This is a genomic window from Flavobacterium johnsoniae (genome assembly GCF_001879205.1).
Classification (GTDB): domain Bacteria; phylum Bacteroidota; class Bacteroidia; order Flavobacteriales; family Flavobacteriaceae; genus Flavobacterium; species Flavobacterium johnsoniae_A.
Window position 1 is genome coordinate 100317 of record NZ_MLFK01000008.1, and the last position, 24419, is coordinate 124735.

At 35.0% G+C, this 24419-nt stretch carries 25 protein-coding genes; 15 read left to right on the forward strand and 10 right to left on the reverse strand.

Going from position 1 to position 24419, the window contains the following annotated elements:
* Positions 1–213: 213 nt before the first annotated feature.
* On the reverse strand, positions 214–597 hold the full coding sequence (locus BKM63_RS15370; protein ID WP_071637469.1) for a hypothetical protein: 384 nt from the start codon (positions 595–597) through the stop codon (positions 214–216).
* A gap of 209 nt (positions 598–806) precedes the next feature.
* Here BKM63_RS15370 and galA point away from each other — a divergent pair, with 209 nt between their 5' ends.
* Positions 807–3626, forward strand: coding sequence for a beta-galactosidase GalA (galA, locus tag BKM63_RS15375; protein ID WP_071637470.1), 2820 nt, complete (start codon positions 807–809; stop codon positions 3624–3626).
* Between the two features lie 93 nt (positions 3627–3719).
* Here the strand turns inward: galA and BKM63_RS15380 are convergent, their stop codons facing one another.
* The 3 genes from BKM63_RS15380 to BKM63_RS15390 form a co-directional block, all read right to left on the reverse strand.
* On the reverse strand, positions 3720–5270 hold the full coding sequence (locus BKM63_RS15380; protein WP_071637471.1) for a DHA2 family efflux MFS transporter permease subunit: 1551 nt from the start codon (positions 5268–5270) through the stop codon (positions 3720–3722).
* A 69-nt stretch (positions 5271–5339) separates the two neighbouring features.
* The gene (locus BKM63_RS15385) at positions 5340–5789 is read right to left on the reverse strand and encodes a PaaI family thioesterase (protein WP_071637472.1); all 450 of its coding nucleotides are present in this window, start codon (positions 5787–5789) and stop codon (positions 5340–5342) included.
* 69 nt (positions 5790–5858) lie between these two features.
* Entirely contained in the window at positions 5859–6449 is a 591-nt protein-coding gene (locus tag BKM63_RS15390; protein WP_071637473.1) for a TetR/AcrR family transcriptional regulator, read from the reverse strand.
* A gap of 174 nt (positions 6450–6623) precedes the next feature.
* Here BKM63_RS15390 and BKM63_RS15395 point away from each other — a divergent pair, with 174 nt between their 5' ends.
* From BKM63_RS15395 to BKM63_RS15405, 3 genes are all read left to right on the forward strand, one after another.
* Positions 6624–7496, forward strand: coding sequence for a helix-turn-helix domain-containing protein (locus BKM63_RS15395; RefSeq protein WP_071637474.1), 873 nt, complete (start codon positions 6624–6626; stop codon positions 7494–7496).
* A gap of 193 nt (positions 7497–7689) precedes the next feature.
* Positions 7690–8106, forward strand: coding sequence for a (R)-mandelonitrile lyase (locus tag BKM63_RS15400; RefSeq protein ID WP_123907083.1), 417 nt, complete (start codon positions 7690–7692; stop codon positions 8104–8106).
* 26 nt (positions 8107–8132) lie between these two features.
* Positions 8133–8540 (forward strand): cupin domain-containing protein, encoded by a 408-nt coding sequence (locus BKM63_RS15405; protein WP_071637475.1) that lies wholly within the window; start codon positions 8133–8135, stop codon positions 8538–8540.
* Positions 8541–8688: 148 nt separating this feature from the next.
* Here the strand turns inward: BKM63_RS15405 and BKM63_RS15410 are convergent, their stop codons facing one another.
* Positions 8689–9276 carry a DUF4142 domain-containing protein gene (locus BKM63_RS15410; RefSeq protein WP_071637476.1) on the reverse strand — a complete coding sequence of 196 codons (588 nt, stop codon included), beginning with the start codon at positions 9274–9276 and terminating at the stop codon, positions 8689–8691.
* 314 nt (positions 9277–9590) lie between these two features.
* On the opposite strand from BKM63_RS15410, the gene BKM63_RS15415 reads away from it, so the two are divergent.
* From BKM63_RS15415 to BKM63_RS15430, 4 genes are all read left to right on the forward strand, one after another.
* On the forward strand, positions 9591–9830 hold the full coding sequence (locus tag BKM63_RS15415) for a DUF7218 family protein (RefSeq protein WP_071637477.1): 240 nt from the start codon (positions 9591–9593) through the stop codon (positions 9828–9830).
* A gap of 113 nt (positions 9831–9943) precedes the next feature.
* A complete protein-coding gene (locus BKM63_RS15420; RefSeq protein WP_071637478.1) occupies positions 9944–11026 on the forward strand; it encodes a DNA topoisomerase IB in 1083 nt (360 codons plus the stop codon).
* A 109-nt stretch (positions 11027–11135) separates the two neighbouring features.
* Complete coding sequence (locus BKM63_RS15425) at positions 11136–11297, forward strand: DUF1328 family protein (RefSeq protein WP_035644678.1); 162 nt, start codon at positions 11136–11138, stop codon at positions 11295–11297.
* A gap of 89 nt (positions 11298–11386) precedes the next feature.
* Positions 11387–12034 carry a DUF5661 family protein gene (locus tag BKM63_RS15430; protein ID WP_071637479.1) on the forward strand — a complete coding sequence of 216 codons (648 nt, stop codon included), beginning with the start codon at positions 11387–11389 and terminating at the stop codon, positions 12032–12034.
* 68 nt (positions 12035–12102) lie between these two features.
* Here BKM63_RS15430 and BKM63_RS15435 read toward each other — a convergent pair whose 3' ends face one another.
* Positions 12103–12657, reverse strand: coding sequence for a hypothetical protein (locus tag BKM63_RS15435; RefSeq protein WP_071637480.1), 555 nt, complete (start codon positions 12655–12657; stop codon positions 12103–12105).
* Between the two features lie 189 nt (positions 12658–12846).
* Here BKM63_RS15435 and BKM63_RS15440 point away from each other — a divergent pair, with 189 nt between their 5' ends.
* From BKM63_RS15440 to BKM63_RS15450, 3 genes are all read left to right on the forward strand, one after another.
* Positions 12847–13431: a ferritin-like domain-containing protein gene (locus BKM63_RS15440; protein WP_071637481.1), complete on the forward strand. Its 585-nt coding sequence runs from the start codon at positions 12847–12849 to the stop codon at positions 13429–13431.
* A gap of 77 nt (positions 13432–13508) precedes the next feature.
* Positions 13509–14240: a DNA-formamidopyrimidine glycosylase family protein gene (locus tag BKM63_RS15445; protein ID WP_071637482.1), complete on the forward strand. Its 732-nt coding sequence runs from the start codon at positions 13509–13511 to the stop codon at positions 14238–14240.
* The gene (locus BKM63_RS15450; protein WP_071637483.1) at positions 14237–14950 is read left to right on the forward strand and encodes a DUF72 domain-containing protein; all 714 of its coding nucleotides are present in this window, start codon (positions 14237–14239) and stop codon (positions 14948–14950) included. Before BKM63_RS15445 ends, BKM63_RS15450 begins: the two co-directional genes overlap by 4 nt.
* Before the next feature lie 117 nt (positions 14951–15067).
* On the opposite strand, the gene BKM63_RS15455 is transcribed toward BKM63_RS15450, so the two are convergent.
* The gene (locus tag BKM63_RS15455; protein ID WP_071637484.1) at positions 15068–15568 is read right to left on the reverse strand and encodes a pyridoxamine 5'-phosphate oxidase family protein; all 501 of its coding nucleotides are present in this window, start codon (positions 15566–15568) and stop codon (positions 15068–15070) included.
* A 212-nt stretch (positions 15569–15780) separates the two neighbouring features.
* Here BKM63_RS15455 and BKM63_RS15460 point away from each other — a divergent pair, with 212 nt between their 5' ends.
* Positions 15781–16212 carry a response regulator gene (locus tag BKM63_RS15460; protein ID WP_071637485.1) on the forward strand — a complete coding sequence of 144 codons (432 nt, stop codon included), beginning with the start codon at positions 15781–15783 and terminating at the stop codon, positions 16210–16212.
* A gap of 60 nt (positions 16213–16272) precedes the next feature.
* Here the strand turns inward: BKM63_RS15460 and BKM63_RS15465 are convergent, their stop codons facing one another.
* The gene (locus tag BKM63_RS15465) at positions 16273–19479 is read right to left on the reverse strand and encodes a PAS domain-containing protein (protein ID WP_071637486.1); all 3207 of its coding nucleotides are present in this window, start codon (positions 19477–19479) and stop codon (positions 16273–16275) included.
* A 227-nt stretch (positions 19480–19706) separates the two neighbouring features.
* On the opposite strand from BKM63_RS15465, the gene BKM63_RS15470 reads away from it, so the two are divergent.
* Both BKM63_RS15470 and BKM63_RS15475 read left to right on the forward strand, forming a co-directional pair.
* Positions 19707–20045 carry a hypothetical protein gene (locus tag BKM63_RS15470; protein ID WP_071637487.1) on the forward strand — a complete coding sequence of 113 codons (339 nt, stop codon included), beginning with the start codon at positions 19707–19709 and terminating at the stop codon, positions 20043–20045.
* 334 nt (positions 20046–20379) lie between these two features.
* A complete protein-coding gene (locus BKM63_RS15475) occupies positions 20380–21174 on the forward strand; it encodes a hypothetical protein (RefSeq protein WP_071637488.1) in 795 nt (264 codons plus the stop codon).
* 367 nt (positions 21175–21541) lie between these two features.
* Here the strand turns inward: BKM63_RS15475 and BKM63_RS15480 are convergent, their stop codons facing one another.
* Together BKM63_RS15480 and BKM63_RS15485 are read right to left on the reverse strand one after the other, a co-directional pair.
* Complete coding sequence (locus tag BKM63_RS15480) at positions 21542–21802, reverse strand: SemiSWEET family sugar transporter (protein WP_071637489.1); 261 nt, start codon at positions 21800–21802, stop codon at positions 21542–21544.
* Positions 21803–21933: 131 nt separating this feature from the next.
* Positions 21934–22782, reverse strand: coding sequence for an SDR family oxidoreductase (locus BKM63_RS15485; protein ID WP_071637490.1), 849 nt, complete (start codon positions 22780–22782; stop codon positions 21934–21936).
* A gap of 382 nt (positions 22783–23164) precedes the next feature.
* Between BKM63_RS15485 and BKM63_RS15490 the strand changes: the two genes are divergently transcribed.
* Positions 23165–24379 (forward strand): hybrid sensor histidine kinase/response regulator, encoded by a 1215-nt coding sequence (locus BKM63_RS15490; protein ID WP_071637491.1) that lies wholly within the window; start codon positions 23165–23167, stop codon positions 24377–24379.
* The last annotated feature ends 40 nt before the right edge of the window (positions 24380–24419 follow it).

Below are 24419 nucleotides of genomic sequence, written 5' to 3' on the forward strand. Positions count from 1 at the left end.
AAATAGTTAAAAGGACATCTTAGACTTAAACTTTAAGCAATCTATATGCCTTATTTTAAGTCGATGAAATTTAAGTATTTAAATCGTATTCTGGAAGTTAATTTATTGTATTTCGTTATTTAAAAACTTGAATTTATGATATTTAAGAATTTTAAAAGCATAAAAAAAGTCCAAATCGGGTGAATTGGACTTTTTGATTGTTTTTTAAATGAGTTAATCGTTTTCTGAAGTATTTTTCTTTACACCGCCAAAACTCGTTCTCATCATTTCTCTAATTTGAAATTGCGTTTTATTTCGCGTTACGCTTTTCCATTGGTCAAAATCATAAATATGAATTTGATCTGCATAAGGATTTGTTACAAAGAAAAGTCTTGATATTGAATATTTGTAATATTTTAATTCATGCGAAATGTGGCGGTCGGGTACGACAATAAGAATCGTATCCCAGTCTAGAAAATTCTTAGGGACATCCTCTCTTTCTGTTAAACCAAGAGATTCAAAAAAGGCCACAATCTTTTGATCATTATTCTTATCGATCTTTTCATCGATACGTTTAATGGTGCTCAGAAGCTTTTTTTCATCTTTAATAACACTCATATAATCTCTGTTTTTTAAATTTTTATATAAAATTACATCAAATCAAAGTCATTTTGAAAAGTATCGCCAATAGAATGATTCTAAATTTTTAATAACCATTTTCAGGCTTCTAACAGATATTTATTGTGTGCTTTTTGATAAAATACTATTAATTTAAACCGTTTTAATGCTCTATTTTTATCGTTCTAACTTTTCCTAACCACGTTTATATGAAAATTGTTTACTTCAAAAGAATCATTCTGTACGGCATTTTTTTGATTTCCTGTATGGCATTTGCCCAAAATAAATCAGAAAGAGAATTGGTTTTAATCGATAAAGACTGGCGTTTTTCGTTTGGCCATTTATATGATACAGAAAAAGATTTTGGACATGCAACGGGTTACTTTTCATATTTAACCAAAACCGGATTTGGCGATGGCCCGGCAGCGAAAGATTTTGATGACCGCGCCTGGCGAAGGCTTAATTTACCGCACGATTGGGCAGTAGAACAGGGTTTTAGCGAAAGCGGCAGTTTCAGCCACGGATTTAAAACTTCGGGAAAAGGTTTTCCGGACAAAAGCATTGGCTGGTATCGAAAAAAAATCAACATTCCCGAAACAGATAACGGTAAAATAATTTCCTTAAAATTTGATGGTGTTTTTAGAAATTCAAAAGTGTTTTTTAACGGCTATTATTTAGGAACAGAAGAAAGCGGTTATAACGGATTTGAATATGATATTTCGGCTTATGTAAATTATGGAGGTGAAAATACGATTGTTGTTCGTGCCGATGCCTCAATGGAGGAAGGCTGGTTTTATGAAGGAGCGGGAATTTACAGACATGTTTATTTGCAGAAGACAAACCCAATTCATGTTGCAGCAAACGGAACTTATGTAACTGCAGAAATTAAAAATAAGAAGGCTGAGGTTCGGGCCGAAATTACGATTGAAAACAAAGGAAACTATAAAGGTTCGATTGAGGTAATTCAAACTATTTTTGACGTTTCAGATAAGCAGATTACAAGCGTTTCTGAAAATATAGACGCACCTAAATTTTATAAAACAGCCCATTATACTTCCGTTTTAGAGGTAGATAAACCTCTTTTATGGGATATTGATTCACCCAATTTGTATCGTTTAGTAACGCAGTTAAAACAAGACGGAAAAATAATAGATCATTATGAAACTCCTTTTGGAATCCGAACGATAAAGTTTGATCCGGAAAATGGATTTTTTCTGAATGGAAAGTCTTTAAAATTAAAAGGAACAAACAATCATCAGGATCATGCCGGAATTGGAACGGCGCTTCCGGATGAAATGCAGTATTACAGAATTAAAAAATTAAAAGAAATGGGGTCGAACGCATATCGCTGTTCGCATCACCCGCCAACACCAGAACTATTAAAAGCTTGTGATGAACTCGGAATGCTTGTTATTGATGAAACCCGTTTAATGGGAATTAACGATTATCATTTAAATGATTTAAAGCGAATGATGGAACGCGACCGCAATCATCCGAGTATTATATGCTGGTCTGTAGGAAACGAAGAATGGAATATCGAAGGCAATATTGTGGGCGAGCGCGTGACTAATGTCATGCAGGATTTTGCAAAAAGTACTGACTCTACAAGACCGGTTACGGTAGGAATAAGCAGCGGATTTAAAAGCGGGATTTCGTCGGTAGTAGAAATTATGGGCTATAATTATCTCGGAAACGGCGATATAGATGCGCACAGAAACCAGTTTAAAAATCAGCCCGGAATGGGAACGGAGGAAGGTTCGACTTTTGCAACGCGCGGCATTTATTTTACGGATGATGTAAAACACTATCAAAGTGCCTACGATCGAAAACCCCGCCCAAGTTTTTACAGCATTGAAGAAGGATGGAAGTTTTATGCTGAAAGGCCTTATCTGGCCGGAATGTTTATTTGGACCGGTTTTGATTATCGAGGCGAACCAACACCTTATGGCTGGCCGTCTGTAACATCTTATTTTGGAATGATGGATGTCTGCGGTTTTCCAAAAGATAATGTGTTTTATTTAAAATCATGGTGGGGAACGCAGCCCGTTTTGCATATTATGCCACACTGGAACTGGAGCGGGATGGAAGGCAGGGAAATTGATGTCTGGGTGTATTCGAATTGTGATGAAGTAGAACTTTTTCTAAATAAAAAAAGTCTCGGCAAAAAGAAAATGGAACTCAACAGCCATTTAGAGTGGAAAGTAAATTACACACCCGGAACTCTGGAAGCGATTGGATATCAAAATGGAAAAAAAGTACTTATTGAAACTCAAAAAACAACTGGAAAACCAGAAAATATTAAACTGTCCTTAGACAAAGAAAATCCTTCTAAAGGAAATGTTTCTGTTATTACCGTAGAGGTTACGGATAAAAACGGTTTACACGTTCCAACGGCTGATGATGAAATTACATTTTCTATAAAAGGCGGAAAAATTCTAGGAGTAGGAAATGGCGATCCTGCTTCTTTAGAAAAAGATCAGTTTATTGATGCTGTTTCGTTAATTCAAATAAAGAATTTTCAGGAACAAAAAAGAACTGTAGTTGCTTTGCCTAATGAATTGCAAAACTATCCGGAAAACGACTGGAAAACGGCTTTTAAAGACCGGGATTATAAAAACCAGGCACCGTCTTACATTTACCGCGGCGAATTTGATTTGAAAGACAATCAGTCTTCCGATATAGTGAATTTCTTTTACAAAAAAATAGGTGTAGAAACTGCCGTTTTTATCAATGGAAAAAAAGTAAAGCCAAGTGCCGGGGACTCTCAAAAGTATATTTTGGATTCCAATATTTTAAAACAAGGAATAAATACAATTTATATCGCAGCAACACCCTTGCAAAAAATAAAAGACTGGGATGTCATGAATACAGATCCCGGAATTATTCAGGTAATAACACCAGATGAACCATGGAAAAGAAAACTTTTTAACGGTTACGCCCAAATCATTATTCAAAAAGAGGAAACAGCAGATGAAATCGTTTTGTCGGCGTCTGCCAAAGGATTGCGGGCGGGAAGTTTGAAGAGATAGAGTTTCAAGTTTCAGGTTCTGCCTTTTTTAGTTATCAAACCCGACAGTTCCGAAGCCTTGGGATAAAACGTGTCGGGTTTATTTTTTACTTTGTTAATGATCAGAAATTATCATGCTGGTTTTTGGTTTTTTAGATTTGTTCATTACAAATAAAAGCAGTGGCAAAGTCACTACAAAAAACAAACCAACTAGAAAGAAAGCATCTCTGTAACTTAAAAGCGAAGATTGTTTCATTACGATGTTTTCCATGAGTTTTAAGGCTTTGACTTTAGATTCGTTATAAGTAAAACCTCTGTATTGAAAGTATTTGATGTAAGCGTTTAAACGATCCATTGCCAAAATATTATTTGGATTAATATCTGAGATTAATTCATTTCGATGTGCGGCAAAACGATGTGCAACGTAAGTATTTATAATAGATACACCAAAAGAACCGCCTAATTGACGCATCATATTATTGAGCGCGGCACCTTGTCCAACATCTTTATCATCTAAGGAAGAAACTGCCAGCATGGTAAGCGGTACTGTGAGCAGCGCCATTCCTAAAGCACGAAAAACAAGAGAGGCTGCGACTTCGGCGGCACTTGTGTTTAAAGTCATTCCGGACATTCGCCAATTAAAATAGATAAATAACAAAAATCCTGCTGCAATAATAATGACGGGCGAAACACCTTTTTGCAGCATAGTACCGCATATTTTTAAAGCCAGTAAAGCAAATAATGCGCCCGGAAGTAAAAGTAATCCGGTTTGATAAGGTGAAAAACTCAAAAGGCGCTGTGCCACAACGGGACTTATATAAATAGAAATAAACATTCCAAATCCGGTTACAAATGTTAGTATTGCCGCAATACTCAAAGATTTGCTTTTAAGCACCCGAAGATTAACCACCGGTTTTTCTATTGTTAATTCCCAATAAATAAAAGCCAGTAGAGTGGTGACGGCAATAATTGTTAGTACAACAATATATTTGGTTTCAAACCAATCTTCGACTTCACCTCTTTCTAATACAGTTTGCAAAGCGCCAATTCCTATGGCGAGAAGCGCAATACCGGTCCAGTCAACTTTGGATATTTCTGGTTTTACAGCAGGTTCACGCAAAAGAAAAAAACAAGATATGGCAACCAAAATTCCAATAGGAATATTGATAAGAAAGATCCAGGGCCAATCGTAATTTTCAGTAATATACCCGCCCAGTGTGGGGCCAATTGTTGGTCCTATGAAAATTCCGGCTCCAAATAAAGCTCCTGCGGTTGATTGTTTGTCTTTTGGGAAAAGTTCAAATACAATTACCTGAGAAATAGATAACAAGGCACCACCGCCTATTCCCTGAAAAAACCGGAAAAAGACCAGCATCCAAATATTAGACGAATGTCCGCACATAAAGGAGCAGACAGTAAATAAAACTACAGAACCAATATAATAATTACGTCTGCCCAGATTGGCACTTAAAAAACTGGTTATAGGAATAATAATTACGTTTGCAATGGCATAAGCTGTGATTACCCACGAAGTATCTTCGAGTGTTGCACCCAAATTTCCGCTCATGTGCGAAAGAGCAACATTTACGATAGAGATGTCAATCAATTCCATAATGGCGGCAAGAATGACAGTAATAATAAGCAGGTTTCGGTTTAAAGGCGTCATAAAATTATTTTTATACCAATCGGTATATTTTTGTTCAAAAAAAATAAATCTAAAAAAACAGTTGTCTTACTATAACATCTTTTTTACAACGTTAGTTTTAAATAAATTAGAAGTTGCTCTGGCAATTAATCTAGTTTCGCTGGCATTCCAGATTTCACATTGTGCATTTACCATTTGGCGTCCTTTTTTTATAATCAATGTTTTGGCCAGTATGGTATCGCCAATGTATGCAGGAGCAAAATAATCAACCACAAGATTTATTGTGGTGTAAAAGCTGTCTTCATTAAGAGAAAACATTGTTGCACCAATGCAGTCATCAGCAATCGCGGCGGTAACGCCGCCGTGTAAACTTTTAATTGGATTTGACATTTCTTCGCGAATCAGGTATTTAAAAGTTACCGTTCCTTCTTCGGCAGCTAGAACTATGGGTTTCATCCAGAGCATAAAAGGTGATGGTGAAGCTGTGAATTCTCTGTCGATATGATCTTGCAGAACTTGTAATCTTGTTTTTGTTTCCATTTTGGTTTTATGTTTATTTTTATACTGATTGGTATATTTTTTTATAAAAAAAGGGTTTTCAGATTCCCTCTATTGTAAATCTTCTATTATTTTATTTAGCGAAAGCATAATTGTCGATAAGTTGGATAAGTCTCCGGTTATTTTAGTAATCATGACTGCGCCTTCAATAATGGCAATTATCGTTAAGGCTGTTTTTTCAGGATCAATTGCTTTGGCTTTAAATTCACCTGCAGCAATTCCCTGCTCAATAAAATAAACTAGTTTTTCTTTCCAGGCCAAAATGACGCGTTCGACGTTTTTTTTAAGAACCGGATGCGTATCATCAGCCTCTGTGGCGGTATTTATAATAGGGCATCCGCCTTTTGTAACTCTTAATTCATAATAATCAGAATAGAGGCGGGGATAAACTAATAGTTTTCCTTTAAAAGTGGTTTCTTTTTCAATTTCGCTGCTAAAACTCTCCTGAAGTTTCTTGACATTAAATTTAAAAGCCGCTAAAGCTACTTCGTCTTTATTTTCAAAATTGCCATAAATGCTTCCTTTTGTTAATCCGGTTGCTTCGGTAATATCACTCATAGACGTGCCGCTGTACCCCTTCATATTAAAGATAGGTGCAGTTTTTTCTATTATAAATTGTTTGGTTCTTTCAGCTTTTCCCATGATGTACAAATTACAGAGCAAATATATACCGATTGGTATAATTAAAAAAGCTTTTACTGATTTTTTTTAACCACAAAGCACATCAGCATATACGCAAACCGATAAAACCTGAAATCTGAAACCTGAAACAAAATAAACAAAAAGAAATATATTTGATTTTCATAACTTTGCAAAATGAAAGAGGTAGTAAATTGTCAGGCCATAGAGCTTGGGATAAGTGATTTAAAGTTAAAAGGCTTTAAAGTATACGAAATAACAGGTGATTTAAGCAAAATTCCAACCTACAATCGTCGTGATTACTATAAGATTTGCATCAATACCAGTAAAAGTCTTATTCATTATGCTGATCGGGGAATAGAAACTGATGGAACGATTTTGTTTTTTGGAAATCCGATTATTCCGTATTCGTGGGAAAATATTTCGACAGAATTTCACGGATATGCCTGTGTTTTTACTGAAGAATTTTTGAAAGCAGGAGATCGTTCAGAAACACTTCATGAATCGCCATTATTTAAAATTGGAGGCACCCCGATTTTTAACTTAAGCCCTGAACAAAAAGTATTTATAGATTCTTTGTTCGTGAAGATGATTGAAGAACAGGCAACCGATTATGTTTTTAAAGATGATTTAATGCGCAATTACATCAACCTGATTATCCATGAATCGATGAAAATGCAGCCTTCTGAAAATTTCTTTAAACATAAAAATGCTTCGTCCAGAATTACGTCTTTATTTTTGGAATTATTAGAAAGACAATTTCCAATTGAAACCAAAAACGAACCGCTTACTTTAAAAACGCCGCAGGATTATGCGCAGAGCCTTGCGGTACACGTGAATCATTTAAATCGTTCGGTAAAAGAAGTAACAGGAAAGCCAACAACGGCGCACATTACCGAAAGAATTATAAATGAGGCGAAAGCATTGTTGCAGCATACAGATTGGAGTATTTCGGACATTGGTTATTCGCTGGGTTTTGAATATCCGAGTTATTTTAATAATTACTTTAAAAGGCTTACAGGAACGGTTCCGAAATCACTTCGAATGTAAATTGTTTCAATTTCTTAATTTTTTGTTTGAATATTGTTATTTCCGGAAAGCATTGCTATATTAATTTTGTCTTCAAATTACAGTATTAATCATTTATCAGTTTTTAACAGACTAAATAAATACTTCATAAAGCGCATTCTAGCTTTCCTAAATTTAGTTTTCTGATTCTGATAATTCCAAAACAAGAAATTTAATGAAAGAATCAGACCATCAATATATGGATAGCATTTTTCCTAAGGGAGATTTAGCCCCAGCAGACTATTTTACCGGAAAAGCCTATGTAAAAATGCTTGTTCCAAATGATGCGGCCCTTAATACCGCTGTAGGAAATGTAGTTTTTGAAGCCGGAGCGAGAAACAACTGGCACACACATCCGGGCGGACAAATTCTAATTGTAACGCATGGAACAGGATATTATCAGGAGGCTGGAAAACCAATTCAACTGCTTCAGGCTGGAGACGTTGTAAATATTCAGCCCGAAATAAAACACTGGCATGGTGCGTCGCCCGAAAGTGAATTTACACACATCGCCATAAGCACAAATACCGAGAAAGGAATTGTAGACTGGCTCGAACCTGTCACAGATGAAGAATACCACAGTTTTAAATAAAATCAATCTCAAAAAATAAATAAACTATGCCGACAAATTATGCAGCCATTATCGAAGAAGGAAAAGTCCCTAGCACATATATGACGGGTGAGGTTTCCTATAAAAAACAAAGCAGTGATATTCATCCCGAAAACACTGTAATTAAGGAAGTAACTTTTGAGCCCTGCTCAAGAAGTAATTGGCATAGTAACGCAAGTCTGCACATGCTGATTGTCAAAGAAGGAACTGGTTATTATCAGGAAAGAGGCAGCGCAGTTCGTATGCTTCAAAAAGATGAAGTAGTAACGATTTTGCCTGGAGTTGAACATTGGTACGGAGCAACTCCATTTGAAAAGTTCTCCTATGTTGCCATTATTACAGAAATTGACAAGGGCCACGGACTTTGGCTTGAGCCGGTAACCGACGGAGAATATTTTCTATTAAGCAGTCATTAAATAGAGGTTCTAAGATGCTAGGTTCTAAGTTTTTTTCTTTGAACCGTTATCTCTTTGAGCCTTTGTACCTAAAAAAAAGTAAAACCCCTTAAGCAATTCAACTCTTAAGGGGTTTCTTAAAAATAAATAATAACCAATTAAATTTATTTTACTTTTTGTCAAGATTTTGTTTCAGCAGTTTAGCATGTTCTAAATGTGAAGTCAAACCCGCAATACTGTTAGTTGCCCAAAGCTTAATGTCTTCGTCCTGCGCATCTTTAGCTGCTTTTTGAAGTTTATCAATTGCTTTTTGGTGGCCATCGATCATCATATCGGCGAATTTTTTATCAAAATCAAGACCTGATTTTTCGTTTAGTTTTTTATATTCTTCCTGACCTTCTTCAGTAAGAGAAGTTGGAAGAGTAAAGTTTTTTGCTTTTGCTAAGGCACTTACTTCAGATGCTGATTTGGTGTGCTCATCAACAAGCATTTTACCAAATTTTTTCACTTCGGCATTCGTTCCTTTTTGCTGTGCCAGTTTTCCAATTTCGATTTCAGCTAAATTAATTTCGGCCTGATCTACTAAGAATTCCGAATCATCTTCTTTGTTGTCAATAGAGTCAAATTTGGCTTCATTAGCATCTTCTGCAACTTCTTTTGGATCTTCTTGTTTCGTTTCGTTTTTGCAAGATTGCAAGAATAATATAATAAGTCCTGCTCCTAAAATTGCTTTACTGGCTAATAGTATCTTTTTCATGATTTAATAGTTTAAAATGTTATGATGTAAAATTATTCAGGAAGACGCAGGATTGCCTTACAGGATTTTGAAAGATTGTTATATGATTTGGATGCTGGGATAATTAACAGTCATACGTAATATTATTTGGTTTACTTATTATACTTATTACTGTAATATGGTTTTGAAAAGAAGAAAGTCTAAAGTCTAAAGTATATAATCTACAATCCTAATTATGAAAGTTATAAGCAAAATTGTATAACAGGAAAAACCTTCTTTTGAGGAACTTTGATATCACCATAAAACTAATATCAATTAATCTAAATTTTTAAGTCATGCCAGATCCAAGAATTAAAAATGAAGCACAATACGAAGCTCTTGTAAAAAAGGGGTATAGTAAAGAAAAAGCAGCGCGTATTGCCAATACGCCAGATGCAGGTGAAAAAGGCGGAAAAGCAAAGCCTTATGAAGAATGGACAAAACAAGAACTTTATGAACAAGCTCAGAAAGTGGGTGTTTCAGGACGCTCTTATATGAACAAAAAAAGTTTGATTAAATCACTTCGAAATAATTAAAAATAAAACCACAGATGTCACAGGTTCTTGCAGATTATGCGGAAAGAGTAAAGGAGTTAGAAAAAATCTTTTGAATCTGTGACATCTGCGGCAAAACAAAAATTAAAACGACCATGAATACTGCCAGAACTCAAAAACTAATGACCAAACTTATCAAAACGCCGCATTTGGTGTTAGATAAATTAGAACTAGTTTATGTAAGCAATCAAAATTTACCAATTGAAAGATGTCAGGGAGAAGATGGTTTTATCTATAAAAAAAACGGACGCTGCATTAAGCAAAAAAGTGAAATAAAACGCTTTAATAGTTTGGTTTTACCGCCAGCCTGGGTTAATGTGAAAATTTCAGATTTATCAAACGGACATTTACAAGCGGTTGGTTTAGATATTAAAAACAGAAAACAATATCGTTATCATCCAAAATGGAACCTGATTCGCAATCAGACCAAGTTTTATAAAATTGCAGAATTTGGCCAAAAACTTCCTTCCATACGAAAACAAGTTGATATCGATTTAGAACAGAAAGAATGGTCAAAAGAAAAGGTAATTGCACTTGTTATTCGGTTAATGGAAGAAACGCATATCCGAATTGGAAACGAAAAGTACGCTAAAGACAATAAATCCTATGGACTTTCGACTTTGCGAAAAAGACATATCAATATCAATAAAAATTCCCTTCGATTTGAATTCATCGGAAAAAAAGGAAAACAGCATACTATTACGACCAGAAACAAACAATTGATAAAACTGGTAAGCCGATGTGAAGAAATTCCGGGTTGGGAAGTTTTTAAATATTACGATAAAAACGGCGACAGGAAAGTTCTTGACAGTCATATGGTTAATGAGTATCTGCACAACATTTCGGGCGAATATTTCAGCGCCAAAGATTTTAGAACCTGGGCGGCCTCAATTATATTCTTTGAAAATTTGATGGAACTTGGTGTTTCATCAGATGAAAAAGAAATCAAAAAAAATATTGTACAGGCTTATGATGCCACTGCAGAAGCACTTGGAAACACAAGAAATGTCTGCAAAAACTATTATGTTCATCCTTTATTGGTTACCACTTATGAAGATGGAACGATTCAGCCCTATTTTGATAAAGTCAAAAAGAGCCGAAGCACCAAAAAGTATTTTTCGCGCAGTGAAACTGCCTTTGCAGAATTGATCGAAAATTATCAGGTCAATTTAATGTGATTATGGCTTTATTGCGCTATAAATTAATTGTTTAGAGTTAATGCTTCTCTTTAAAAAGTGTGAAATTTGAGTAACAAACAAAATCGTTATTAACTAAAATCTTATTATTATGTTACGTTGGACAGTCATATTTATTATTCTGGCAATCATTGCGGGAATATTTGGTTTTGGCGGAATTGCCGCTGGAGCCGCTAGTATAGCAAAAATTTTATTTTTTATTTTCTTAGTATTATTTATTATCTCGCTTATCAGTGGAAGAAGAAGTGTGTAATACAGAGAATTCAGTAAAATAAGAACGAAATTAAAAACGACACATATATCTCGGTAAATGTGTCGTTTATCTTTTAAAATATTTAAATTATGGGAACTAAAAGCGGTGCTTATCAAGACGTTTACATTAAAAGGGAAGACGAAATGGTAAGCTTAAAAAATGATGTAACAGATTTTTGTGAAAAATACATAAAACCTGTACATCCTGAAAACTGGGATTGGTCGACGCGTGATTTCGAAAATCCTGAAAATGATCCTACAATTGCCGAAGCAAGAGCTGTTGCAAATGTAGTTTACAAGGATTTATTAGACGGTAATAATACAGAAGTCGATCTTTCAACGATGGATAATGTTGAGGCTATAAAAGCATATTTAAACCCGAAAAGCAAATATGCCGATTTTAATATGGAAGAATTTGCTTTTGCCTTAAAAGTAGAACTGGAGCATGGAAAAATAAGAGATGTAAATGTAACTAACAATCATCCCTTTTTAACTGCAATGATAGCACTTGCCCACATGACCGAAAGTCTTACGTATTACAAACGACTGAAAGTTATGGAAGCTGAAGGTGAGATTTACGAAATAATGCGAAAAATAGAAAGTGCTAAAACCGGAAGAGAGGAATGGTACAGAGAACTTGGCAAGGCCGAAAAAGAATTGACCGAAGCCAGAAGCGGATTAGTAGAACGTTTGCAAAAAATGGATGATATTCCGACTTTAGAAAAAATAGGCGATTAGAATTTTAAATCGCATAAAAAAGCCGTTAAGTTTTAATTCTTAACGGCTTTTTTGTTTCGTTTCGAAGTTTAAAATCTTCTTTTATCCTCTTCGATATAGTCATCGTCATTTTCTTCCTGAACGTCATCTTCTATATATTCGCTTTCTTCCTCATCATCAAAATCCTCTTCGTCGTCTATGTCTTCCAAATCTTCCTCGGTTTCATTAAAATCGTTCTCAAAAGTATCGGCAGGATTGTCAAATTCGTCATTTTCCACTTCTTCATCAAGGTGTTCTTCGATGTATTCGTCTTCATCCTCATCATCAAGATCATTTTCATCTTCCAGAACAACTTCGTAAATCTGGTCTGTATTATCTTCCAGATCTCTGTCTTTGTGGAAATCATCATCCAAATCATCCAAATCGTCGTCGTAAACGGCCGATTCCTGGTCTGGATTAGGTTTGTTAGGGTTGTGCCCATTTCTTACCGTATAACCGCGTTCTGCGTCTTCTGCACGGCTGTTTTGGGTTTCTCTTGTATTTAAATCGTAAAGTTCCTCGTTCATAACCGTATTTCTGTCAGAACTATTTGGATTTCCGGGATCTCTCGGAAAAGTGCTGTTGTTTTTATCTGTAGTATTCATGATGTTTTATTTTAAATAGTTATACATACAAATCTAATTCTGAAAGCTAAAGATTTTCTTATAGAATTGTTTGATGTAATTGCATAATTAACAGATGTTTAGAATACAAATTAATCGGAGAATGATATAACCCCGCAGATAATCAACACGGTAATTTTATAAAATATTAATCATTAAAAAATTATTACCATGAAAACTACAGATAGTAAGAAACAAACAACAAAGAAAGACGCACCAAAACAAACAACTCAAAAAGGTGTAACTAAGCCAAAATCAAATGCCGCTGCAGGTTTAGCTGAATTATTTGAAGACAGCCTTAAAGATATTTACTGGGCAGAGAAAGCTTTGACAAAAGCATTGCCAACCATGGCTAAAAATGCAACTTCACCAGAACTTATTGATGCCATAAACGGCCATTTGACAGAAACCCAAGAACAAATAACCCGTTTAGAAAAGGTTTTTGAACTTATTGGTAAAAAAGCAACAGCAAAAAAATGCGATGCAATGGAAGGCCTAATCGAAGAAGGAAAAGGAATTCTGGAAGAAACCGAAATTGGAGTAGTTCGTGATGCCGGAATTATTGCAGCAAGCCAAAAAATCGAACATTATGAAATCGCTACTTATGGAACGCTGAGACAGTTTGCTGAAACTTTGGGTTATGAAGAAGCCGCAGCTTTGTTGGAGCTGACGCTCGATGAAGAAAAAGGAGCTGATAAATTATTGACAGAAGTTGCTGTAAATGCCGTAAATCTTGAAGCTGCTGAAGCAGAATAAGATTGAAAATATCATACTAAAAGTGCAGTCTTAAAAAAACTGCGCTTTTTTTTCATTAAAAATTTAAAACTAAGATTATGCCCGAAGGTCCATCAATATTAATTTTAAAAGAAGAAGCCCAGCAATTTGCAGGTAAAAAAGTAATCGAAGTTTCTGGAAATTCCAGTATCGATCTGGATCGTTTAAGAGATAAAACCATCTTATCCGTTAAAACCTGGGGAAAGCATTTTTTAATTTGCTTTGAAGATTTTACAGTCAAAATCCATTTAATGATGTTTGGAACCTATCGGATTAACGAAAAGAAAGAAAGTGCACCAAGGTTGCATTTAGCTTTTTCAAATGGAGAAATCAATTTTTATACCTGTTCTGTAAAAATTTTGGAAGGTTCAATTAATCAGTATTATGATTGGAGCGAAGATGTTTTAAATGAAAACTGGAATCCAAAAAAAGCAAAGATGAGTCTGGAAAAAATTCCAAATGAAAAAATCTGCGATGCCATTTTAGAACAGAATATATTTTCGGGAGTAGGGAATATTATCAAGAATGAAGTTTTGTATCGGTGTTTTATTCATCCGGAATCTGTGGTTGGGAAAATACCTCACGAAAAAATAGACGAGATTATTGCCGAATGTTCGATTTACAGTTTTGAATTTTTGTATTGGAAGAAGAAATTCGAACTCAAAAAACACTGGCTTGCTTATTCTCAAAAAGAATGCAAAAGATGTAATTTGCCTTTCATCAAGAAACCAACAGGGAAGAAAAACCGACGAAGTTTTTTTTGTACAAACTGTCAACAGCTACATATATGAAAAACGAAATTTTAATAGGATGCTCAAGTTACAATAATCGTTATTGGAAGGGAATTTTCTACCCTGACAATCTGACATACTCGGGGTGGTTTGAGTTTTATTGCCAGTACTTTAGCACGTATGAGTTCAACGGAAGCTTTTATAAGTTTCCAACGCTTAAAATCTTTACCAATTGGTATAATAAAGCGCCTGAAAAATTTTTATTTTCGGTAAAAGCGCCCAAAGAAATTACGCATATCAGGCAATTTCAGGACTGCGAAAATCTCCTTTCAGAGTTTTATAATGTCTGCGAAACAGGTTTAAAAGAAAAATTAGGATGTGTTTTATTTCAGTTTGCACCCAGTTATTCTTTTAGTTCTGAGAGATTACAGCATATTATAAAGAGTTTAGACCTGAAATTTAAAAATGTTGTTGAATTTCGTCATACTTCGTGGTGGAATGATGAGGTATGGAATGCTTTTTTAGAAAATGATATCACGTTTTGCAGTGTAAGCCATCCTCAGTTACCGCAGACTATTTTCAAAAATTTTCCGCTTATTTATATTCGTCTGCATGGAATTCCTAAGATGTTTTACTCTAGTTATTCATCTAAAGAATTACTTCATATAAGAGATGAAACTAATTCAAAATCAGGATTTATATATTTTAATAATACAGCAAGCGAGGCGGGTATTCTGAACGCATTGGAGATAAAGAAATTGGTTTTGTGAATTTAAACGTAAAGAGCGCAAAGAAAAAAAACGCAAAGCATGCAAAGAAAATAATCCTTAGCTGACTTTGCGTAAAACTTTGCGCTCTTTGCGATTAAAAAAGCTTTGCGGAAATTGTTATAACTTCAAATTCCCTTCAATCCCATCATCCATAGTTTTACCGGTTACTAGGGCAGTGGCCATTTTTGCAATAGCAACCATTTTGCCGTGTTTGTTGTTCCAGTAATAACCATCTTCGGGTACGACTGTAATGACGCTTAAGTTAGGATCGTCTTCACCTCCCGGCATCCAGACTTTTACAATTGGGTCGTATAATTCCTTGATGGTTTCGCGGTCATAAGAAATTGAAGCGCTACCATGTAAAGTCAGGAATTTATCGTGCGGTTCTGCAAAGAAAAGCTCAACTTGAGGGTTGAGGGTTATTTCTGCATTTTGGCTGCTGTTTCGGTCTGATAAGAACCAAAGATGGCCTAATTCATCTACTTTTTGAACCGACATTGGGCGAGATTGCAGTCTGTCGCTGTTGTAAGTGCAAAACATGCACGTTTTTATAGTTTCTGCCAGATCTTTTATTTTATCGGCTGCTAATTCATCTGTAAGGTCTTTATGATCTCCCATGGCTTTATAATTTAAGTTTAATAAATAGCTGATTTTGTGGTGTATAAATCTCCACTATAGCAAAATTCAGGTTTTTGCAGCGGATTGGCTTACAGAATTATATTTTTAAATTATTATATTCCAATGGTTAATTTTGTGAGAATTTTGAAACAAAATACAGGATGATTTTATAATTTACGCTATCTTTGAAGAAATAGTTTATCCCAAATTATATGAAAAACTTCACAATTTTCTACACAGATGATGACGAAGACGATTTGAGCATTTTTACAGATGCCGTAGAGTCATTATCAAAAGAGATTAACCTGCAGACTTATTCGGGCGGCGAAAAATTATTGAACGCAATTCATCATCCGCCTCCTACACCCAGTGTTATTTTCCTGGATTTAAATATGCCCGGAAAAAACGGTTTTGATGTCCTCAACGAACTAAAAGGTTCAAAAGAGAATAGCGATATACCCGTTATTATCTTTTCGACTTCAAATGAGCCTGGTATTATAGAAAAATGTCTCAATTTAGGAGCCAATTACTTTATTACCAAGCCTGTTTTAATGAAAGATATTATAAAATCGATCGAGCATTCTCTTACGATCAACTGGAAAGAGTTTGTCCCCGACCGTAAAACGTTTGTATATAAATCGTAATTACATTTTTGATGTAAAAAGAAATACCAAACTTATTTAGTAAATGAGTTTGGTATTTTTTTATAGTTCCGGGATAAAGATTTTAAAAGTCGCTCCGCTGTCTTTTTCGCTGCCTGCTTTAATAATTCCCTTATGATTTTCGACAATCTTTTTTACGATTGCCAGTCCAATTCCGGTTCCTGAGAACTCACTTTCCGTGTTTAACCTCTGAAAAACTTCGAAAATACGCTCTTTGTACTCATTGTCAAAACCAATTCCGTTATCTGTAATTCTTAAACAAAAATAAATTTTATCCGGATAATCTACTTTAAAATTGAGTTTATGTCCAACAACTCTTCGGCTTTTTACTTCGATACAGGGCGCAATGCCTTTGCGGGAAAACTTTAAAGCATTTCCAATAAGGTTGTGTAATAACTGTCTGAATTGAAAAGGCATAACTGTTACAGTTCCCAAAGGATTAAGATTTATAACTGCATTTTTTTCTTCAATTCGTTCTGAAAAATCCATTATTACTTCTTCAAGAATTTCATCCAGATTGGTTTTTACAAAAATCCGTTCAGCAGAATTTGTTCTCGAATAGGTGAGAAGGTCTTGTATAAGCGTCTGCATTCTCTTTGCCGAAACTTCAATTCGTTCCAGATAAGTTTTGGCTTTTGCCGAAATATTCTGATCATCCAGCTCAGACAAGCGGCTTGCAAAAGTCTGTATTTTTCTAAGCGGTTCCTGCAAATCATGGCTCGATATATAAGCAAAAGACTGCAGTTCAATATTCATATTAATTAAATCCCTGTTTTTAAGTTCGAGCTCCAGAGTTCGATCGTGAACCTGTTTTGCAAGCTGGTCTGAAAAATCCTTTTGGTTCTGAATATCAGTACTTGTACCTACCCACATTTGAATCTTTCCTTCAATATCTTTCTGAGGAATCGCCCGGCTTAATTGCCAGCGGTATTTTCCATCATGACGACGAAAACGGTTTTCAAATAAATATTCTTCTCCGGTTTTTATAGATTCCATCCAGCGGTTCACATTTGCTTCGCGATCTTCAGGATGAATAAACTGAAGCCATCCGTTTTTGTCAACATCATCTTTAGAAATACCTGTAAAATCATATAAGGACTGGTTAAAATAATCAATATTTCCCATGGCATCACTTGTCCAGACAAACTGCGGCATCGAGTCGGCCAGAACCCTGAACTTTTCCTCGCTTTTCATTAAAATTTCCTGACGATTCCTTTCCTCGGTAATATCCATTATGGTTCCAAGCATTTTAACCGGGTTCTTTAGTTCATCAAAAAATATTTTTCCGTGAACCCTTATCCAGGATATCGAGTTATCCAGTTTTAAAACTCTTGCTTCGTACTTATAAATATTGGTTTTTAATGCAGTTAAATACGCTTGTTCGATAGTAGGAAGATCTTCTTCTAATATGCGTGATAAAACCTCCGGGCGCGAAATTTTTATATCCTTTGGAAGGCCAAAAAGATCAGGCAAATTATCAGAATAAATTAATTCCTGAGTCTGTACATTTAAATCCCAGGTTACAATTTCGGCAATTTCAGAAGCCAAACGGGCCCTTTCTTCTGCATCTTCCACTTTTTTACGGGCTTCGACCTTTTCTGTAACATTGTTTACGGTAATCATGATGGATGATATTTCACCGTTTTTCTCGTATAAAGGGGTATACTGGTAATCTAAATAGAATTTTTCTAACTTTCCATTTATATCGATGTAAGCCACAGATTCATTCTCCTTAATCGTTTTTCCATTTTGGAGAACTTCATTAAGAAGCTGGGGATATTTTTGCTCTAATAACTCAGGAAATACTTTCAGCGCTGGTTTTCCGATTGTTTCACTTGGTTTTTTCTGCCAGATATCTTCATGCATTGTGGTATTGGCAAGTTCAATGATGTAATCTTTTCCTTTAAAGATCGTCATAGCAATAGGAGACTGCATGACAAGATTTCGAAAAGCTTTTTCGCTTTCGGCCAGGAAATATTTCGTTTTTACCGATTCTGTTACTTCATCACATACAATAATAACGCCCGTTACAACATCATTTTCTTCCCGTAAAGGATGAAATACCAAATTAAAGTAACAATCTTCCTCTTTGCCATATCGGTTTAAGGTAACTAATAATTCGTTGGCAAAATATGGTTTTCCGGTTTCGTAGACTTTTGAAAGAAGTGGATAAACGGTTTCCCTGGCTTCGGGAACAGAGGCAAAAACGGGTTTGTTTAGCGTTTCTTTTTCAGTGCTATCAATAATTTGCAAGTAAGTTGCATTAACCATTTCCACAACCAAATCTTCCCCTTTAACAATGGCAATGGCAAGCGGTACCTGACGAACGATATTTCGAAATCTTTTTTCACTTTCTTCTACGGCATTGCGGGCATTTACCTCAATTGTAACATCGTTTGCAATTGCCACAATTCCGGAGATAGTTCCGTCAGGTTCTTTTAAGGCTTCGTAAACTACATTAATAAAGGTATCTACAATTTTACCGTTTCGGGTCAGTTTTACCGGCAGTTCATTTGCCGTAAACCTTTCGCCGGTGGTATAAACTTTTAAAAGAATATCTTCTAATCCTTGCCCTGTTACTTCAGGAAGCGATTCAAAAATAGGTTTATTGAGAACTTGATGTTCTTTTCGCTGCCAGATTTCCAGCATTAGTTCGTTTGCAATTTCAACAACATAATCCGGCCCTCTAAAAATGCACATTGCATTTGGTGTTTGCAGAATATTATTGCGATAGCGCTCGTTGCTGTTTTCTAATTTTTTTCGAACGTTTACTTGTTCAGTGGTTTCGCTGCATATTACCAAAACTCCGGCTATCTGTCCATCGTCGTTGGTTACGGGACTGTAGCTGAAGGTCCAGTAAACGTCCTCCATTTTTCCGTTTCTATAAATAGGCAGCAATAAATCTTCATGCCATGTAGCTTCGCCTTCAGTTAAAACCTGATGAATTAAAGGACCTATGAAATGCCAGATTTCAGGCCAGTATTCGGCACCTTTTTGTCCTAATACATTGGGGTGCTTGCCATCGTTTCCAAGGCTCGGACGATAAGCATCATTGTAAAAACAGATATGTTCTTCTCCCCAAAACAAAAACATGGGGAATTTTGAATTTAAGAGAATTCCCAAAGTAGTACGCAGACTTTGAGGCCAGGATTCGACAGCACCAACAGAGGTTTTGCTCCAGTCTTTGGCGCGCATCATTGCACCCATTTCGCCTCCTTTGGCAAGAAAATCATGATTGGTATTGTTCATTAAAATTTGATTTTGTCTTGGTTAAAACAATAAATTTTATGTAATAAATATAGTATTTTATACCATATATATTTCATAGAAGTTTAAAATTAATAAAAAATAAACATTGAATTCTGTGCCTTTTTTGAATGAGGCAACATTAAAATCTATTGAGTTAATCTTCATTGATTTTAATGGCGAAATTTGAATAAACAAAGATTACTTAACTAATCTTAATTCATAAAATCATGAAAAAAGAACAAAAACACGAAACCGACTATATACAAAAATACCAAGATGAAGGCTATACAAAGAATTACTTATTTGATAATGGCTGTCTTATAGATGCAGAAACTAAATATGCTTACCAGCCAGATGAAGTTTTTATTGTAGCGCACCATCGTTATGAAGGAATGAGCGATCCTGACGATATGTCGATCTTATATGTTATCGAAACTAAGGATCAGCAAAAGGGAACACATTTGCTGGGATATGGCCCAACAGCAGATTTAGAAGAAGCTGAATTTTTTAAAGATATTCCGAAAAAGAATTATTCTAAAAATGCCGACATCAATGAACTTACCTAAAATAAAATAGATAAGTATTTTTATTTTGCTGAGGAGCAGTTGTTCCAGATTTATCTGGAGCAGCTGTTTTTTTTTTTTTTGAGGTTCAAAGGTTCAAAGGTTCAGTGGGATAGAGTTAAGTAATAGAGGTATTGATTACCTAAAAAAAGCTTTGAACCTTTGCTTCTCTGAACCTTTGTCCCTTAAAGTAAAAATTATGAAATTTCTGAATGAAATTGTATAAGGGTTTGATTTATAATAAGTACGAAATTTGGTTTAAGCAAAATGAGATAAAAACCAAAAGTTATTTTGTGCGTAAATGAACATAAATAACTTTTTTTAAAACCAAACCAAAATGAAAAAACTTTACATAAATACAGGAGAATTTGATGCTGTTTTTAACGATCTGAAAGAAAGTTTCAGCGGAAAACTCACTGCTAAAAACAATGATTACAATTTGGATATTCAATCAAAATGGACAAAAGGATCGATAAAAGGGACCCGTTTTGATGACAAAGTGCTTTTTATGCATTTTGATCTTGAGTTTCATCAGGAAGTTAGTTTAAGTATTGAATCATTTCATTCAGCGCCTGTATTTTTTGTGTATTGTGAAAATGGAACGGTAAGCCATAGTTTTGGTGCAAATGGAGATAAAAAGGTGCTGAGTAAAAATCAATCAGCTGTATTGAATAATTCTTCAGTAATTAACAGTGTTTTATACTTCGAAAGTCATAAACGCATTCAATTTACATTATTGGGAATGCCTACAATTGAAAATAAAAATGCTGAGTTGATTTCGCAGGTAAAACAACGTTTTACAAACGACTCTGGAAACTATATTTATATTGGAAAGGGGAATTCTAAAATATACGAAAAAATCCAGGAATATAAATCAGTACCCCAAAAAGGTATTGTGGGAACACTGCTTAAAAAAAGCATCTTAAAAAACATTGTCGAGATAGAAGTAGAGCAGCACAGTTTCAACTATCTTAAAACATTTGATCCCGTTGTAAATATGGCCATCAGACAGATGAATGAAATCAAGCGAATTTCAACCATGAATTTTTCTGAATTGCTTTCTACGGCAAAGCTTTTTAGATCAAGACATCAATGGTCTTTTAAACCATACAATCAAAAATTAGCTAGCTAACAAGCATTATATATAACTACTATTACGTAAAAAAAACAGCTTTCCTAAAGAGCTGTTTTTTTATTTTTAAGCTTTTGAGTTTTTTTGACCACGGGCCCGCACTGTTTTTTGATCAAATACCAGCGTTTGAATCTCGCAAAGTCGGAGAAACGCAAAGTTTCTAGGTTAACATCCAGATTTAGCTAGCTGAAAAATCAGCAATAAACAAAGGACTTAGCCCAACCTTTATGGTTTGGTTAAAGCCCCGATACTTTCAGGCTAGAGTTAGCGAAAATTTAAAATTCGATTAAACCGTTTCATTCGAACAACTCAAAGGCTAAAAAATAACTTAGAACCTTAGAACCTTAGCCTCTTAGCACCTTATGCATTACTCTTTCTCATAATAAATAATAAAATAAACCATAAGCAGGTTTAAGCATAAAGAGACGCTGTTTGTAATTATGATGGGAAGGTCTTGTTTTAAAATTCCATAGATCACCCATACCAAAATCCCAAAGGTCAGAATCCCGAAAGTTTTAAGCGAAATGTCTTTTACTTTCTTAGTTTTCCAAACTTTATAAATTTGGGGCAGTACGGAAATCGTAACACAAGTTCCGGCAAAAAGGCCTATGATGTCGATGTAATTCATTTTTTTGTTTTTTCTTAAAGATGCTGCGATACTTAGGTGATAAGGTGCTGAGTTTTCTAATTGAACCGATTTAGTGACAGAAAATGCTAAGACGAAACCTTAATATCTCAGCATCTTAATAACTACACAAATCATCCCCCTACAAGTTCGCCTCCATTAATGTGAATAAACTGTCCGGTTATATAACTGCTGTCTTCAGAGGCTAAGAATACATAGGCAGGGCCAACTTCAGAGGGTTGTCCGGCCCTTTCCATTGGATTATCTTTTCCAAAATCCGAAAGTTTATCAAAACTTGCTACAATCAATGGTGTCCAGATTGGTCCCGGAGCTACTCCGTTTACCCTGATTTTTCTTTTCGCAAGCATAGTCGACAATGATCTTGTAAAGCTTACTATTGCTCCTTTTGTGCTGGCATAATCTGCTAAATGTTCGCTTCCCCGATAAGCGGTTACAGAACTTGTATTGATAATTGTATCGCCTTCTTTTAAATAAGGCAGCGCCGCTTTTGTAATATAGAAATACGGATAAATATTTGTTTCAAATGTTTTATGCAGCTGTGCCGAAGTAATTTTTTCCAATTCGGTTTGAGGAAACTGAACCGCAGCATTATTTACGATAATATTTATAGTTTTAAACGTCGTGATGCATTTTTTAACTGCGCTTTTGCAGAATTTTTCATCTTTCAAATCACCGCTTATTATAATACATTGACGGCCTTCTTTTTCGATCATTTCTTTGGTTTCCCTGGCATCCTTATCTTCTTTTAAATATACAATTGCAATATTGGCGCCTTCACGCGCAAAATGAACGGCGACGCTTCGGCCAATACCGCTGTCTCCACCAGTAATAAAAGCGGTTTTGCCTAAAAGTTTGCCGCTTCCGGTATAATTTTCTCTTATAATTTCGGGTTCGGGAGTCATTTTATGTTCGTTTCCCGGGAGTTGCTGTTTTTGTTCTGGGAATGTTTTAGGCTTTTTCATAACATTAATAATTTAAAGCATTTGTTTAACTATTTAAAATTACCCGATTTAAAGCGCAGCAAGCAGCTGTAATAAATTTAAGATTGCCTCAAAAGATTAGGAATGCAGTAAAAAGAAAGAAAATGACTATAATTTTACTTAAGGCGGTTATTTTTAAGATTTTTTTCTATAGAATGTGAATCATTGATACAATTGAAGTTAGTTTGTAAACATGGGAATTATGTAACGAAATTGATTTTGAATTAAAGTGCTTTGTGGTTTTATTTTATAAATTTGAAAGTTTGACCGTAATTTTGAATAGGATCAGATGTTCAAAATGATAGTCGGAAAACGATTTTTTAAATATATTTTTTAATCTTAACGCTTTATTCCCCACTACAGCATGGTATTAATTGTTGATGATATAAAGGCAAATATTATTGCCCTAAAAAAAACATTAGAATTGCACAATATTGATGTAGATACTGCAGAATCTGGTGAAGAAGCCCTGAAAAAGATATTAAAAACGTCTTATTGTCTTATTATAATGGACGTTCAAATGCCAGGCCTTGACGGTTTTGAAGTTGTTAAAATTCTCTCCGGAAATAAAAGAACCAAAGATATTCCCGTTATTTTTCTTTCGGCTTTAAATATCGAAAAAAAGTACATCTTTAAAGGGTATGAAACCGGAGCTGTTGAATATATTACAAAGCCGGTTGATACTGATCTGTTAATGCTTAAAGTAAAAACCTTCATTAAAATTTACGAACAGCAAAACGAATTAAAGGGAATAAAAGACCTGCTGTCTAAAGAAATTAAAATTAGAAAAGAGGCACAGGATAATCTCGAAATTAAAATCGCCGAAAGAACCAAAGAACTGGTTTCGAAAAACGAGGAACTAGAGATGAAAAACCACGAATTACAGCAGTTTGCCTGGGTGGTATCGCACGATTTGAATGAGCCCATTCGAAAAATTCAGATTTTTATTAAAATAATCAAAGAGCTTTATTTAACTGCCGACGCAAAAGGAATCGATTATGTCGACAGAACCATAAAATCGGCAGAGCGAATGCAGACTCTAATTACAGATCTGCTGGCTTACTCGAGATTATCAGCACAGGTTAAACCTGAAATTACAGATCTTAATGTGGTTTTGCAGGAAGTGCTTTCGGATTTTGATTATTTAATTGAAAGAAAAGAGGCAACGGTTAAAACAACAGAACTCCCCACAATAGACAGTATTCCCAGCCAGCTTAGGCAGGTATTTCAAAATTTAATTGGGAATGCACTTAAATTCTCCGGTGCAAATGATCCGCCGCTAATTGAAATTACATCAGAAATTATAGCCGATAAATCTTTTGACAGTCCAACTTCCCCGGAAGGAAAATTCTGCCGCATTATTGTAAAAGACAACGGAATTGGTTTTGACGAAATTTACCTCGATCGTATTTTTATTATCTTTCAGAGTTTAAATGACAGGCAGACCTACGAAGGAACCGGTATTGGTCTGGCTATCGCAAAGAAAATCATAGAAAAACACAACGGCTTAATTACTGCAAGAAGTGAAGTAGGTAAGGGCGCAAGTTTCATTATCATTCTTCCATTAAAATACGAGTAAAAATAAAAGCCGCAGATTAAAAGATTTATACAAATTCTAT